13 protein-coding genes are annotated in these 14,904 nt (G+C 64.6%); 9 read left to right on the top strand and 4 right to left on the bottom strand.

The features are described from left to right. Positions 1 to 517 precede the first annotated feature (517 nt). Both IT350_19340 and IT350_19335 read left to right on the top strand, forming a co-directional pair. Positions 518 to 1,294, top strand: a complete 777-nt coding sequence (locus tag IT350_19340) for an alpha/beta hydrolase (protein ID MCC6160215.1) — start codon at positions 518 to 520, stop codon at positions 1,292 to 1,294. A 28-nt stretch (positions 1,295 to 1,322) separates the two neighbouring features. Next, on the top strand, positions 1,323 to 2,366 hold the full coding sequence (locus IT350_19335; protein ID MCC6160214.1) for an ankyrin repeat domain-containing protein: 1,044 nt from the start codon (positions 1,323 to 1,325) through the stop codon (positions 2,364 to 2,366). Positions 2,367 to 2,373: 7 nt separating this feature from the next. Here IT350_19335 and IT350_19330 read toward each other — a convergent pair whose 3' ends face one another. After that, the gene (locus IT350_19330) at positions 2,374 to 3,048 is read right to left on the bottom strand and encodes a hypothetical protein (protein ID MCC6160213.1); all 675 of its coding nucleotides are present in this window, start codon (positions 3,046 to 3,048) and stop codon (positions 2,374 to 2,376) included. 14 nt (positions 3,049 to 3,062) lie between these two features. Next, positions 3,063 to 3,689 carry a hypothetical protein gene (locus tag IT350_19325; GenBank protein MCC6160212.1) on the bottom strand — a complete coding sequence of 209 codons (627 nt, stop codon included), beginning with the start codon at positions 3,687 to 3,689 and terminating at the stop codon, positions 3,063 to 3,065. A 409-nt stretch (positions 3,690 to 4,098) separates the two neighbouring features. On the opposite strand from IT350_19325, the gene tatA reads away from it, so the two are divergent. The 4 genes from tatA to IT350_19305 all read left to right on the top strand — a co-directional run bounded on the left by tatA (position 4,099) and on the right by IT350_19305 (position 8,247). Further along, positions 4,099 to 4,296: a twin-arginine translocase TatA/TatE family subunit gene (tatA, locus tag IT350_19320; protein ID MCC6160211.1), complete on the top strand. Its 198-nt coding sequence runs from the start codon at positions 4,099 to 4,101 to the stop codon at positions 4,294 to 4,296. 173 nt (positions 4,297 to 4,469) lie between these two features. Next, the gene (locus IT350_19315; protein ID MCC6160210.1) at positions 4,470 to 5,963 is read left to right on the top strand and encodes a methylmalonyl-CoA carboxyltransferase; all 1,494 of its coding nucleotides are present in this window, start codon (positions 4,470 to 4,472) and stop codon (positions 5,961 to 5,963) included. A gap of 35 nt (positions 5,964 to 5,998) precedes the next feature. Then, a complete protein-coding gene (locus tag IT350_19310; protein MCC6160209.1) occupies positions 5,999 to 6,190 on the top strand; it encodes a hypothetical protein in 192 nt (63 codons plus the stop codon). 68 nt (positions 6,191 to 6,258) lie between these two features. After that, positions 6,259 to 8,247: a pyruvate carboxylase subunit B gene (locus IT350_19305; GenBank protein MCC6160208.1), complete on the top strand. Its 1,989-nt coding sequence runs from the start codon at positions 6,259 to 6,261 to the stop codon at positions 8,245 to 8,247. A gap of 45 nt (positions 8,248 to 8,292) precedes the next feature. On the opposite strand, the gene IT350_19300 is transcribed toward IT350_19305, so the two are convergent. Then, a complete protein-coding gene (locus tag IT350_19300; GenBank protein ID MCC6160207.1) occupies positions 8,293 to 9,951 on the bottom strand; it encodes a hypothetical protein in 1,659 nt (552 codons plus the stop codon). Between the two features lie 70 nt (positions 9,952 to 10,021). Between IT350_19300 and IT350_19295 the strand changes: the two genes are divergently transcribed. The 3 genes from IT350_19295 (at position 10,022) to IT350_19285 (ending at position 13,647) form a co-directional block, all read left to right on the top strand. After that, positions 10,022 to 10,603, top strand: a complete 582-nt coding sequence (locus IT350_19295) for a hypothetical protein (GenBank protein MCC6160206.1) — start codon at positions 10,022 to 10,024, stop codon at positions 10,601 to 10,603. 113 nt (positions 10,604 to 10,716) lie between these two features. Further along, a complete protein-coding gene (locus tag IT350_19290) occupies positions 10,717 to 12,945 on the top strand; it encodes a hypothetical protein (protein MCC6160205.1) in 2,229 nt (742 codons plus the stop codon). 282 nt (positions 12,946 to 13,227) lie between these two features. Beyond that, positions 13,228 to 13,647, top strand: coding sequence for a DUF1499 domain-containing protein (locus IT350_19285; protein ID MCC6160204.1), 420 nt, complete (start codon positions 13,228 to 13,230; stop codon positions 13,645 to 13,647). Positions 13,648 to 13,660: 13 nt separating this feature from the next. On the opposite strand, the gene IT350_19280 is transcribed toward IT350_19285, so the two are convergent. Next, a partial coding sequence (locus tag IT350_19280; GenBank protein MCC6160203.1) for a hypothetical protein occupies positions 13,661 to 14,904 on the bottom strand: 1,244 nt, incomplete at its 5' end.

Below are 14,904 nucleotides of genomic sequence, written 5' to 3'. Positions count from 1 at the left end.
TACGCGCAACCGAAAAAAGCGACGGTTTGCACTGCACTTTTCGCGAATATCGGCCAAAAACAGTGCCAACTATGCGAATTCGCTCAGGTCAGGTTGTCCACAACCCGTTCCAAGCGTCGAAAATGAGCCTGAAGGCGGGTTCGGCGGCACGTCGCGGGCGGAGGCGCCCGCGCCGCACTTGTCACGCGCCCGGGCCACACTTTTCCCTCGCCCGCGCCACGCTTTTCCTGCGCCCGCGCCACACTTGTCACGCGCCCGGGCCACACTTTTTCGCGCCCGCGACGTTGTAAACGGTCCCGGTCGGGGTGGCCGGGCCACAGATTTGAAGGGAAGAGGGTTACAGGCACTGCTTCGCGTTGCCGGTCCCGATTTTCCCTCGGGAACACGCACCCCGAGGCGGGTTGCATGTCCACGGTCTTCCCAGCGTTGCATATCTCCGCATCAGTCCCTACGCCTTGACACCCGCGCCGCGCGGGTGCGAAAGACGCACAAACCCCGCGCGCGTCAGGAAGGGCCGATGGGCTACATCCACATCATCCGGGACTTTTATTCGTACCCCGAACAGGAAAACCGGGTGCTGCGCATCTTCACGCCCGTCGCCTACGACTACGAGCCCGACCGGCGTTTTCCCGTGCTCTACATGCACGACGGGCAGAACGTCTTCAATCATCCCGAATCGGCGACGTTTCACACTTGGTGCGCCAACGACGTGATGGAAGACCTCGCGCACAGCGGCGTCATCCGGCCGTGGATCATCGTGGCGATCGATCACAGCCCGACGCGTTTCGAGCAGTACACGCCGTGGGACGACCTCGCCGTCGGCGTGCAGGCGCGCGGGCATCTCTATGCCGATTTTCTGGTGAACCACGTCAAGCCGTTCATCGTCCGCACCTACCGCACGCTGCCCGAGCCGCAGGACACGGCGGTCGCGGGCGCGAGCCTGGGCGGATTGATGTCGGTGTACATGGGCTGGATGCGTCCCGACGTCTTCGGCCGCATCGGCGGTATTTCGCCGTCGCTGATGTGGTCGCAGGCGGGCATGTTCTCCGCCTGGAACCGTTACGCGCAGCGCTGGACGAAGATCACGCTCGAAGCCGGTGAGCACGAGATGGTGCAATACGCCGGGGTCTTTCTCGACTACGGCAACATGACGCGCGACTTCTACTGGCACCTCAAGAATCTGGGCTACGCCGACCACGAAGTGCGTTTGGTGCTCGAGCCCGACGGTCAGCACCACGAGATCGACTGGCGTCGCCGTCTACCCGGCACATTCTCCTGGCTGCTCGCGGACTAGGCGAATTCCGAATGCGGGCCGGTGCGTCGTGACGGTCCTACGCGACATCTTCGATATCCTTGCGCGACGCGACGCGGCTGCGCTCGGCGCGCTCGCCCGTCACGATCTCGACGACGTGGACGAGCGCGGGCGCACGCCCCTGACGGCCGCGATCGAGGCCGGATTCACCGAAGGCGTCGATACGCTGATTCGTCTCGGCGCGGACCCGAACGAGGCCGACGGGCGGGGGCAAGCGCCGATTCACCGCGCGGCATTCGCGGGACGGGCGGACCTCGTGCGCCGTCTGATCGAGGCGGGCGCGCGCGTGGACGCGACCGATCCCTTCGGGGCGTCGGTGCTTCACGGCGCGGCGGCGCGCGGCGCGGTCGAGGTGATCGACGCGGCGCTCTCGGCGGGCGCGATGGGGAATGCGGTGGACCGCGCCGGGCGAACGCCGCTGCATCACGCGGCGATGATGGGCCGCCTAGAGGCCGTGCGACGGTTACTGGACGCCGGGGCGAATGTGAACGCACGGACGCCGGCGGGGCATACGCCGCTCTATCTCGCGATCGCGCACCGGCGAGACGACATCGCCGCATCGCTGCGGAACGCGGGAGCGACAATGGGCGAGCTCTCGCTTCACGACGCGGCGCGGGCCGGCGACGTGGCGCGCGTGCGCGAGTGTCTCGCATCGGGGGATGATCCGAATCTTCCGGCGGGCGACGAGCCCGCGCTGATTCACCTCGAATCGGCGTGGTTTCACGACGACGTAGCCGCGACCGTGATGGAATCGCCGGTGGACGTTTTCGCGACGGACCGCGCGGGGCAGACGGCGCTGCACTTCGCGGCGCTTATGGGGCGCGCGGCGGCGTGCGCCGAGCTCGTGCGGCGCGGGGCCGATGCGGATGCGCGCGACCGGTGGGGCAACACGCCGCTGCATAAAGCCGCGTTTCGCGGCGCGGTGGAGGCGATCCGCGCGCTCCTCGATGCGGGGGCGAATCCACGTGCGAAAAACGAAGACGGGCGGACACCCCTTGATGAGGCGATCCGCAACCGTCAGGGGCATGTGCGGAGTTTGCTGGAAGCCGATTGACGCCCCGTCAGCTCTCGCAGTCCTGATAACACGCGGCGTAGGCGTTGTTGCACGTCAAAATGACGCCGTCGTTGCAGTCTTCCTCGGGTGTCAGGCACTCGCGCTCGTCCGTGCGGCAGATGCGCACGCACACCTCGAAGGGCGTCGGCAGGCCGCAACCGTTGATCGCGCGGCAGATGGCCAGGCGGTTCCAGTAGTCGACTTGGCACTGGTTGAAGCAGATCGCTTCCTTGCACTCGTTGGTCGTGCGGGCGCAGTCGTCCACGCAGTCCCCGAGGGTCGAGTCGGCGTTCGCCGAACACGTCGCGAGGGCGTCCTCGTCGCAATTCCCGGTGTCGTCGTCCACGTCGTCGTCGGCATCGTCATCCGTGGTGTCATCGTCGGCATCGTCGTCGGTCGTGTCATCGTCGACGTCGTCATCGGCCGTGTCGTCGTCGTCATCGTCGTCGGTATCGTCATCGGCATCGTCGTCAAACGTATCGTCGTCATCCGCGGTCCCGTCGTCGTCCGCGCTGTCGTCGTCGCCGGGGATGTACGTCGTATCGTCGTCATCGTCGTCCGCGCCGCCGCGCTCGCCGGTGTCGTCATCGTCGTCGTCGCCGCACGAACCCGTTGCCGCGATCACGAGGGAGAGCGCCAGGAACAGGGCTGGCCAGAGGATATTCGATCGTCGGGTTGTCATCGATGATTCCTTCGTCAGGGGAGGTAGACGCAGATGTTGGTCAATTTGTTGCTCAGGTTGCCCTCACCGTCCGAGACCTCGAGATCGACGCACACGTCGTCGCCGTAGGGGACAATCTCCGTGAAGTCGACCGTTACGCCGAACGAGGCCGGCAGGTCGCAGTTCGCAACGTCCGATATTTCGGGACCGAAATCCGCCCAGAAGATTTCGTAGGCGAGGAGCTGTGCGTCCTGGCCGGTGACCCAGATGAAGATCTGCCCGCCCGCGAGGTCGTTGTCGATGTCGCAAACAGATCCGGTCAAATCGCTCAGAAATTTCCCGGTTGCGTCGTCCGTCGCGGTTGTGGGATCCCAGATTCCGTTCGAGATCAATGGCGGCGTGCCCCAATGTGTGTCGTCGTCGGTGTCATCGTCCGAGTCGTCGTTCGGATCGTCTCCACTGCAGAACAGCTTTGAGTATCCCAGTCCCTCCTGATCGGAAGGATTCGTCAGCCAGCACTCGCCTTCCGCGATATCCGTGGGCATCTCGCTATCATCGTCGTCATTGCCGTTCGCGCACGATGAAACGAGTGCGAGCACGATCCACATCGCGGCGACCCAAACGGTTACGAAACTCGGGGTGAAGCGCGGTCTCGACGTCATTTTCGTCCCTCCGGTCGTTGGCGGTATTTCGACGCGCCAAAACTCAAGCGCTCCCTGGCAGGGCAGGCAGAATACAATCGACTTATAGTACCGCAATCGGGGTTAATACCCAAGAAGAAATCGGAGCGACGGCACCGCCTCGCGCCGCCACGGGGAAAGGAGTCCGGCAACGCCCCAAAGCACCCTCCGGAACCGGCGCGCGGCCCCCGCTGTCCTTTACACGTCGGCGAGGCGCGTGCTAACCTTCAGGCCCGTTTTGGGGACGGACGACGTGAGCGAAGCAAAGTCGAAACTTTACGCGAACCTGGCCCTCGCTGGGCTCGGTCTTTACGTCGCGGTGCTCGTGTTTGCGACGATGGACGAGTTCCTGGGCTGGGGCCTGCTCGCTCCGTATTTCTAGGAGGCCGCCATGGGCATCGGAACCACCGAGCTGATCGTCATCCTCGTGATCATCCTGATCATCTTCGGGGTCGGCAAATTGCCCGAGGTCGGCGCGGGGCTCGGCAAGGGGCTGCGCGAGTTCAAAAAAGCGACCAAGGACGACAAGGAGATCCCCGCCCCGGCGGTTCCGGAGTCCAAGGACGAGACGAAGAACCCCTCGGCGTGAGCCCGTTCGCGCCGGTCGAATCTTTACCGAAACGCGAGTTCATGATCTGGACCTGATTGCGCGTCCAACCCTGATTCTGTTATTCCGATGACGGTTTTCGCGGGAGGGGAGCCTTGTCGACGACGAAACAACGACAGGACGATTTCGTCAAAAAACTGAGCGATATCCGAGAGATGGGCGGCGCGGCGCGCGTGGCGGCCCAGAAGGAATCGGGCAAGCTCACCGCCCGCGAGCGCATGGCGCTCCTGTTCGACAACGGCGAATTCACCGAGCTCGACGCCTTCGTGAAGCATCGCTCCACGTTTTTCGGCATGGCCGACAAGGACATCCCCGCCGAAGGCGTCGTCACCGGCTTCGGCCTCGTCAACGGGCGCACGGTCTATGCCTTCTCGCAGGACTTCACGGCGCAGGGCGGAAGCCTCGGCGAGATGCACGCGAAAAAAATCACCAAGGTGCAGGACCTCGCGCTCGCGTCGGGCTGCCCCGTCGTCGGCATGAACGACTCGGGTGGCGCGCGGATTCAGGAAGGCGTCGATGCACTGGCCGGTTACGGCGAGATCTTCTTCCGCAACTCCGCGGCGTCGGGCGTGATTCCGCAGATTTCGGCGATCATGGGTCCGTGCGCGGGCGGCGCTGTCTATTCGCCGGCGATGACCGACTTCATCCTCATGACGCGCCACACCGCGCACATGTTCATCACCGGCCCCAAGGTCATCAAGTCAGTGACCGGCGAGGACATCGACTTCGAGAGCCTCGGCGGCGCGGACGTTCACGCGTCGGTCTCCGGCGTGTGCCACTTCGCGTGCGACTCCGACGCCGAGAGCATCGAAACCGTGCGCGCGCTGCTGTCGTACTTTCCGCAAAACAACATGGAGGACCCGCCGCAGGGCGATTTGGCGGACTCCATCGACCGCGTCGCGCCCGAGCTCGACACGATCATTCCCGACGATCCGCGCGCGGGCTTCGACATGAAGGATGTGATCCGCGCCATCGTGGACGGCGGGGATTTTCTGGAATCGCACGCCGCCTACGCGCAGAACATCATCACGTGCTTCGCGCGGCTCGGCGGAAAATCCATAGGCATCATCGCCAACCAGCCCTCGGTCCTTTCGGGCTGCCTCGACACCGACGCGTCGGACAAGTCCACGCGCTTCATCCGTTTTTGCGACGCGTTCAACGTTCCGCTGCTCACGATTGTCGACGTGCCGGGCTTTTTGCCGGGCGTGAATCAGGAGCACATGGGGATCATCCGCCACGGCGCGAAGATGCTGTGGTGCTATTCGGAGGCGACGGTTCCCAAGCTCACGCTGGTCGTGCGCAAGGATTACGGCGGCAGCTACCTCGCCATGTGCAGCAAGCACCAGGGTGCGGATTTCGTCGCCGCGTGGCCGACCGCCGAAATCGCCGTGATGGGCGCGGAGGGCGCGGTGGAAGTGCTCTACGCCAAGGAGATCAAATCGTCCGCGGACCCCAAGGCGACGCGCGCCGAAAAGTTGAACGAATACCGCGAGCTGTTTTACTCGCCGTACATCGCCGCCGCGCGCGGATACGTGGACACCGTGATTCTGCCGCGCGACACGCGCGCCGTGCTCGCCCGGGCGCTCTACGCCCTGTCGGGCAAACGCGAGGTCCGACCGCCGAAAAAGCACGGCAACATCCCGATGTGAGCGGGGGGACGACGATGACGCTGACGCCGAAAAAGATGGCCGCCATCAACGCGAAAAAAATGGCCGCCATCACTGCCGCCGTCACCGCGTATCTCGCGGCGGAATCGGCCGCGCGCGCGCCGGGCGCGAAATCGCCCGCGCCGCCGCCGCCCTCGCCGTGGGGCATGTCGGGCCGTCAGGACGCCATGCACCTGCGAAACATGATGCAACGAAGGGCGATGCGTTAGCGCGCCGGTCGATCAATCGAGACAAACGCCGCACGTTCGGCGACGAAGGACCGAATAAGGAGCCCCGAATGGCCGTGAAGAAGGTCAAACCCGTCCCAAGCGCGAAATCCGTTGGCAGCGCGAAACCCGCCGGACGTCTGAAACCCGTCGGAATCATGGACACCACGCTGCGCGATGGCCACCAGAGCCTGTACGCCACGCGCATGCGCACCGAGGACATGCTCGAGATCGCGGCGCGCCTCGACAAGATCGGCTTCGCGGCGCTCGAGGTCTGGGGCGGCGCGACATTCGATGTGGCGCACCGGTTCCTCGCGGAAAATCCGTTCGAGCGACTGCGTCTCATCAAAAAGGCGGCGCCGAAAACGCCGCTCCAGATGCTGCTGCGCGGCCAGAACATCGTCGGTTACCGCAACTACGCCGACGATCTGGTCGAGGCGTTCGTGAAGCACTCCGCGGACTGCGGCATGGACCGCTTCCGCGTCTTCGACGCGCTCAACGATCCGCGCAACCTTGAGGTCGCGGGGCGATGGGTCAAGAAGTGCGGCATGCACTTTCAGGCGACCATCTGCTACACGATCACCGAGCGCAAAATCGGCGGACCGATCTTCAACGAGGACTATTACATCCGGAAAATGAAGGAGATGGCGGCCCTCGGCGCGGACAGCATCGCCATCAAGGACATGGCGGGCATGATCAACCCGTCGGACGCCGAGCTGCTGGTCAAGCTCGTCAAGAAACACACGGGTCTGCCCGTTCACATCCACACGCATTTCACGAGCGGCATGGGCGCGATGGCCTACATCCGCGCGGTGGACGCGGGCGTGGACATTTTCGACACCGCGGTCGCCCCCTTCGCGCACCGCACCAGCCAACCGGCGGTCGAGCCGCTGCTCGTCACACTCGAAGGGCACCCGCGCGATCCCAAGCTCGATCTCAAGGCGATCGCCGAGATCGGCGACATGCTCGAAAAGATCGCGCCCAAGTACCGCCACTTCGGCGACACATCCAAGACCGCGGTGATCGACGTGGGCGTGCTGATCCATCAGGTGCCCGGCGGCATGACGAGCAACATGATCAACCAGCTTCGTCAGGCCGACGCGCTCCACCGTTTGGGCGAGGTGCATGAGGAGTTGCCCCGCGCGCGCAAGGAGCTCGGCTATCCGCCGCTCGTCACGCCGACCAGCCAGATCGTGGGCACGCAGGCCGTCATGAACGTGCTCATGGGCCGCTACAAGATGGTCAGCCAGGAAGTGAAAGACCTGTGCTACGGGCTTTACGGCGCGACCCCCGCGCCGATCGATCCCAAAGTGCGCAAGACGTGCCTGAAGGGCTATCCGCGCGGCGAGAAGCCGATCACGGGCCGCCCGGGCGACTACCTGGATCCCGAGGTGCCGGCAGCGACGGCGAAGATCCGCGACCTGTACAAAGAGGCAGGCCGCGCGGGTGAGCCCGCTCTCGATCACGTGCTGATCTACGGACTGTATCCACGCACGGGCGAGTCGTACGTTCGGTTTGATCTCGGCCTCGACAAGAAGCGCCCGGGAGAGACGCCGAAGACACTGGAAGACGTCGCCCGCGAAGACAGCCTGATCAAGAAAGCGCTCAAGAGCGAGCTCGTGGAACCGAAGCCGAAGCCCGACATGGGTGTGGGCGCGCGGACCTTCAACGTCGCGATCGACGGCGAGGTTTTCGAGGTGCAGGTCGAGGCCACCGGAGACGCCGCACCCGTTATCACACACGTCGCGCCGACCGCCGCGACGGCTTCCGCGCCGAAGGCCGCGCCCGCTCCCAAGGCCGCGCCGGCACCGAAGGTCGCCGCGCCCGCGACGAGCGTGGGCGAGGGGCAGGTTGCGATCGCCGCGCCGATGCCGGGCACGCTGCTCAAGTACATGGTGAAAGAGGGCGACACGGTGGCCGAAGGGCAGGCGGTGCTCACGCTCGAGGCGATGAAGATGGAAAACCAGCTTCAGGCGCCGCGCGCGGGCAAGGTCGTGAAACTCCCGCTCGCGCCGCCGGCCGCGGTGGGCAAGGGCGACGTGCTGCTCGTGCTCGAATAGTCCGAAATCGAATTGAGCGGGAAGGGCGGGCGAGTCCCGCCTTTTTCATTCGGCGGGGCAGTCGATGTCGCCGCCGCGCATGACGATGAGGCCGTCGCCACTCGCCATCATCGCGCTCGCGGGCATCGGCGCGAGCGACGCATCCGCACCGAGGCGGCACCAGCCCGCGCCGAATTCGACGGTGACGGGACTTTCGTGGCCGTCGCCGCGAACCCACACGCGCGTTTCGGCGCCGTCGTCGCGCGCGAAATCGCGCACGAAAACGCCGTGGTCGTGCTCGTCGTACGGGCCGGTCGGCTCGCCGATGTCCACCTCGAAGACCGGGAACCACGTCGCCTCGCGAAGTGGAACATACGGGTCCCAATCGGGCTTGATCGCCAGGACATTCGACAGCGCCCCAAGCACCCAGTTTGCCGCCAAGTAGAACACCAGCTCGTCCGGCGTGGGATTTTCGTCGCCGCCGTCATAGAACGTTTCGAGCGCGACGAACCCGCCGCCGGCGTCCATGGCTTCGGAGAGCGCGGCGAACGACCGGAAGCGATCCGGCGTGTGGAAGACGCCCCAGGACGGGTGCTGGATCGCGCCCTCGCACCACACGCCGAGCCCGGGCCGGACGATCTCGCCGAGGCGATCGACGCTGCCGTCCCACGAGCAGTATGCGCCCGCATTGAAGACGAGTTTCGCGTCCGGCGCGTCCTCGCGCATCGCGGTAACGGTGGCTTCGAGCATGCCTTCGATCGTGTTCCACCACCACGCATCGAGCAGCGCGTCGTTCGATTCGGCGGTGTTGGGGATCTCGATCACATCGATGTCGTCCACGAGTTCGGGCAGGTAGAAGCCGTCGCCGATCGGCCCCCCGATGTTGTCGTATCCCACGCCGCCATAACCGAGGTCCATGGTGTCGCGCCGAGCCTTGAACGCGAGGAAATCGCGGCCGCAATCGGAGTTGAAGTCGATGAGCCAGCCGTATTCGTCCCAGATCAGTGTGAAGATCCGGGCGTCGCGCAGGTCCGCCGCGCTGCCCTCGATGCCGCGCTGCGCGAGGGAGACGTCGCAGATCGACGTGTGCCAGCGTGCCGCGATCTCACCATCGTAACGCGCGTGCAAAAAGCAGCTCTCGCCGTCGCCGTGCTCGGGTTGCTCCGCCAGGAACGCGTCAAAAAGCGCGGAATGTTCGGCGAAGGTCGGGTCTTCGCCACCGACCTCGGGGTCCGAGCAGTCGCCCGCCGTTTCGTTGGTCACGAAGATCTGCGATAGCTGCCACTTGAGCCACGATCCCACGGGCTCGTCGGCGCGAAGCTGCTCCCACGCCAGGTCCATGCCCAAATCGCCGGTGTTGATGATGGCGAATTCCACGTGCGACGCCGCCCAGGCGGTGTCGTCCAAAAACACGTCGCCGTCGTAGCCGCCAAGCGAGAAATAGTAATGGTAGTGAACGAGCCCGAAGTTCAGGCTGGGCGAAAAATCGGTCGAGCCCGCATCGTCATCGTCGTCATCCGCGCCGTCGTCGTCCGTCGTGTCATCATCATCGTCGTCGGAATCGTCGTCATTCGAACCGTCGTCATCGCCGGACGCGTCGTCATCGAAAGCGTCGTCGTCCGATCCCGAATTCGAACCGGAGCCGTCGCCGGAGAAACACGCGGAACCCAGCGCGAGCAGGGTCGAGGCGAGGGTGATCGCGACAATATTTCGGGTGACGTACATCGTGATACGATAGACGAGCGACCGATTTTCGGCTACAGCCGCGCCGAAATCGGAATCGAAAGGCGACAGAATGACGAGGCGACTTCGAGGATTGATTCTGATCGGTGCGGCGATGCTCGCCGTCGGCGCGTGGCCCGCGCACGCACAGGACGACGGCGACGGCTTTTTCCGAAGCTCGGTGCGCGAAGAGCCGCCGCCCGTGCCGCCCGCGGGCCGCTACGGGCAAAACGGGATCGGGTTCGGTCTCGTACTTGGCGAGCCGACCGGCCTCACCGGCAAGTTCTTCCTCACCGACGATCTGACGATCGACACCGATCTCGCGTTCTCGTTTCTCGACGAGCGCTTCGAGCCGACGATCGATCTGCTCTACCACTTTCAAAACATCACGCCGTCGTCGCCCGACGTCGCCGTGCGTCCGTATCTGGGCGGCGGCGCGATGCTCGCCGTGAGCGGTGACGACGACGATGACAAAAAGCGCAAGGACAAGGACGACGACAGCGTGAAAGGCGGCGTGCGCGCCACGGGCGGTCTCTCGCTGATCTTCGCCGAAATTCCGATCGAGCTGGCGGCGGACGTATCCCCCGGATGGTGGTTCACCGGCGACGGCGATTTCGACCTGGCCGGCGCATTCAGCGTGCGTTGCTTCTTTTAAAAATAGTCGGTGTTTTTCGGTGAGCCTGCCGCTGTTTGGCCGAACCCGTCGAATTCGATAGAATGATGGCCATTCGCATGGGATCATTTCGAGTCTTGACGGGGACAACAGTCATGACGGGACTTCGCTCGGGAATCTTCGGCCTCGTGGCTCTGGTCGGTTGCGTTCTCCTGATCGGTTGCGCGTCCGAGCCGGAACACGTTGCCGACGGTGCGCCGTCGATGTCCACACCGAACGACGCGACAGCGAGCATCTTGTCCGACACGAATGCCGATGGTGCGCGCCCATCGGTGCTGGAAAACCTCCTCGAAGACCCGGCGGTCACCCGTTATCGCTTCGCGCGCGTGGACGTCGCGGCGCTGCGAGACGCCTCCCGACTTGACCTCGACCTCTTCGCGGACGTGCGCGTCGCGGCGGTGCGAGAGCGCGTGGAATTTCGGTCGGATGGGTTTTCGTGGTTCGGAAAGGTGATCGGGCCGCGCGGCGGGCAGGCGATCTTCACGGTGCGCGGCGAAAACGTCGCAGCACAGATTTTCATCGGATTCGAACGCTATCAGATCCGCCCGCTCGGCGTGGGCGTGCACGCCGTGGCGCGCATCGAGTCCGACGGATACCCCGAATGCTCGACCCCGCCCGATGAGGAGATTTCGATCCCGTTCGGATTCGGCGCGGTCGCGGACGGATTCGCGACCGATGACGGTTCGGTCATCGACGTGATGGTCGTTTACAACAACGCCGCGGATCTGCTCGTCGGCGACATCGAAGCGCACATCCAGTCGGCGATTGACGACGCGAATCAGGCTTACGTCAACAGCAACATCGCCGTTTCGCTGAACCTCGTTCACACGGCACAGGTCACGTACACGCCGTCGGGCAGCCTGTGCACCGACCGCACACGCCTCGCCGTCACCAACGACGGCAACATGGATGAGATCCATGCCCTTCGCGACACGTACAACGCCGATCTGGTCGCGCTGATGAGCGTCGCGGTGTCGTCGTGCGGGTGCGCGTACATCATGACCGACGTGAACACGTCCTCCGACGTGATCGGCTTCAGCGCAACCGATGTGAACTGCGCGGTGGGCAACCACTCTTTTGCACACGAGATCGGTCACAACCAGGCGATGCGCCACGACCGCTACGTCGATTGGTCAGAAAACAGCCCCTACTCGTACAACCACGGTTATGTGAACGTCGCGGACGAGTGGCGCACGATCATGGCGTACAACGACGCGTGCACCGATGTGGAAGCGAGTTGCACGCGGCTGCCGTATTTCTCGAACCCGGACGTGCTTCAGGGCGGCGACCCCATGGGGATCATCATCGGCGAAACGGGCGCTGCGGACAATCACACCGTGCTCGAAAACACGAAGTGGACCATCGCGAATTTCCGCGTCGCCGAAACGACGACCACGACGACGAGCACCGAACCCACGACGACCACGACGACCACGACGGAGCCGACCACGACATCGTCCTCGACGACGACGACCACGACGACCAGCACCACCACGACCACGCAGCCCGACCCCTGTTTCGACGACACGCTGCAGGTGGACGACGGTTCGATGGAGCAGGTTCTACCGTTCTCCGGCGGACAGACGCTGTGGGCGCTCAACTGCCTCGCGCCCGATCAGTACCCCGCGACGATCAACACGCTGCGCGCGTTCGTGCCGCCGCAGAATACCGGGACGCTGAGCTGGGTGGTGTGGCGCGATCCCGATGGCGACGGACCGCCCGATGGCAACCTCGCGGATTGGACCTCGACGGAGTTCACACCGAATCTGAACGCGTGGAACGAATACGACCTGACGGGCGAGCCCGAGTTCGACATCCCCATCAACGACGGGTCGTGGTGCGTCGGGTTCAAGCTCGTCACGACGCAGTCCAAGGCGGTGGCTCAGGACACGTCGTCGGCGTCGGCCGAGCAAAGCTGGTTCGGCGCGCCCGGGTTCTGGGACACCATCGACGGCTGGGGCTTCGCCGGCAACTTTCTGATACGCGCCGATGTCGAGATCTGCCCCTCGAGCACAACGACCACCACGATGACCTCGACGACCACCACGACCGGCGGCGGTTCCACGACCACGACGACCGTGACGACCACCACGACGACCACGACCACGTCGGCGGGGGATGACGATACGGATGACGACGCCGACGATGATGTCGACGACGATGTCGACGATGACGTGGACGACGACGGTGTCGATGACGACACGGGTTCCGACGACGATGCGACTCCCGACGATGACGCGGGCGAGGATCAGGACGACGACGTGTCCGGGACGCTCGACGGCGAGCGCACCAAGGACAACGATACCGCGTGTTGCGGGTGTTGATCCGCACGGGCGGGGCGATCGGAGTTCGGGATCAGATTCCCGAAGATCGTCCGGATTCCCCTGTCGTATGGGCGACTAGGATATCACCCTGGTTCATCGGACTCATGTCATAATCGGTGTGGAAAACGCGATGGTTGATGATTTCGAGATTTCTTCCGATGACACATTGACGCCCGGTGCGCTCGATGGGGACCGGATTATCCCCTGAACGCGGCGAACGCACCGACGAGAAAAGTCGTGCGCCGATCGCGGGCGCGGATCGGTGCGCGGGCCGGAGGACGAATGGAGACGGCGCTCTGGGGATTGGGACTCGTGGTGGTCGCGCTCGCGGTCGGCGGCGTGAAAAGCGGACGGCTCGCCGCGTGCCCGCGCTCGCCCAACTGCGTGTGCAGCCAGGATGAGCGCCAGTCCCACGCGGTCGCGCCGCTGCGTTATGAGGACGACTTCGAGTCGGCGATGGCGCGGCTCATCGAGGTCATTCGCTCGATGCACCGCACGGCGATCGTCCGGCGCGAGGGGCCCTACCTCCACGCGACATTCACGACGCGCATTTTCCGCTGGGTCGACGACGTGGAGTTTCTCTTCGACGACGCCGCCAAGCTGCTGCACGTGCGCTCGGCCTCGCGCGAGGGCTGGTCGGACCTCGGCGTCAACCGCCGCCGCGTCGAGGAGATCCGCGAACGGTTCGAGACGGATCGGTAACGGGCCGCCCGCGTCACAACTCCGGATTGCACCCCGGCTCGTCGTCCCAAACGCAGTGGATCAGCGTCAGCTGGTGGGTCTCGCTCACTTCATCGAATGTCCTTGCGGCGACCAACGCGCCGTCAACGTCGAACGGGGTTACTTCGAAGGAAACACCGAGAATGGTATCGCTGTCTCCCGCCACGTGAAATTCGCTCAACGGCCCGCCGTCGCGGCTCCAGACCGCGGCTTCCAATGTGTGCGATTCGTCGTCGTCGGGAGGGTCGTGTGAAAGCGTGGACCAAACCGCGAGGAACGCGTCCGGGTCAAGCGCGACGACACGCGAGGGTCCGTTCGACTCGAACGAATCGTCGAGGACACGAGCATCGTTCCACAGCGGTGTGAGTTGCGCAGAGTAGAGACCCGCATAGGCGACCGAAGAGTCTTTCCAGGCAAAAACGTAGTCGGCGCCGAGGGATGTAATGTCCGGATACGCCCCGTATCCGATGTCGAGTTCGCTGGGGCCGACTTGGGTATATCCCGTGCCGTCGACGACGGCTGCCCAAATCGCCGTGGGGTCGGGCGGCAGGTCCCTATACCGCGAATGGTTCCTCACGCCTTTACCCGTCTCAGGAAGCGGATCGCCATACCACGTCACGACGAATTCATCGTCCGCCGCCGCGATCTTTGGTGCCCACTCGTTCCAGATCCCGTCGTGGCTCACACTGAACGCCCCGGTTTCGGGCGCGCCGGACGAATCGTACAGGCGGCCCACGATTTCGAGTTCAAGACCGAATTCGAACTCCTGCTCCTCGACCCACGCGATCAGCGCCGAACCCGTCGCGGGGTTCACCGCCACCGATGGATCGACGCCGCCCTCCCGAACCGGAACCACATCGGACGCGGGCTGCGCGAATGCGTCGAACCACCGGGCCTGAACGCTCCGTGATGAGTCCGAGATCTTTTCCGCGAAGTATGCGACGACGAATCCGCCGCCGGGCATCGCCGCGGCGACCGCATCGGAGGCGTTGACAGGCTCCGCTTCCCCTTCTCCGACATCGACGGGCCCATGAACATCCGAACCGTCCGCCGGGCAGACCATCGCGACGACGCGTGCGGAAAAATCGTCGTACTCCGTCCAGACGATGGCGACCGATCCGTCCACGAGCGTCGCGAGATCCGCGTCGGAAATGACGCGCCCTTCGACGAGCGGCTCGATCACCGGCCCGCAGGGCGGCGGTGTGACTGAGTCGTCGTCGGTCGCGTCGTCGTCGTCGT

The organism is Deltaproteobacteria bacterium (assembly GCA_020845895.1).
Classification (GTDB): Bacteria; Lernaellota; Lernaellaia; order JACKCT01; family JACKCT01; genus JADLEX01.
Note: the sequence above shows the minus strand (reverse complement) of the source record. Positions and strands in the feature narration are given on the sequence as shown.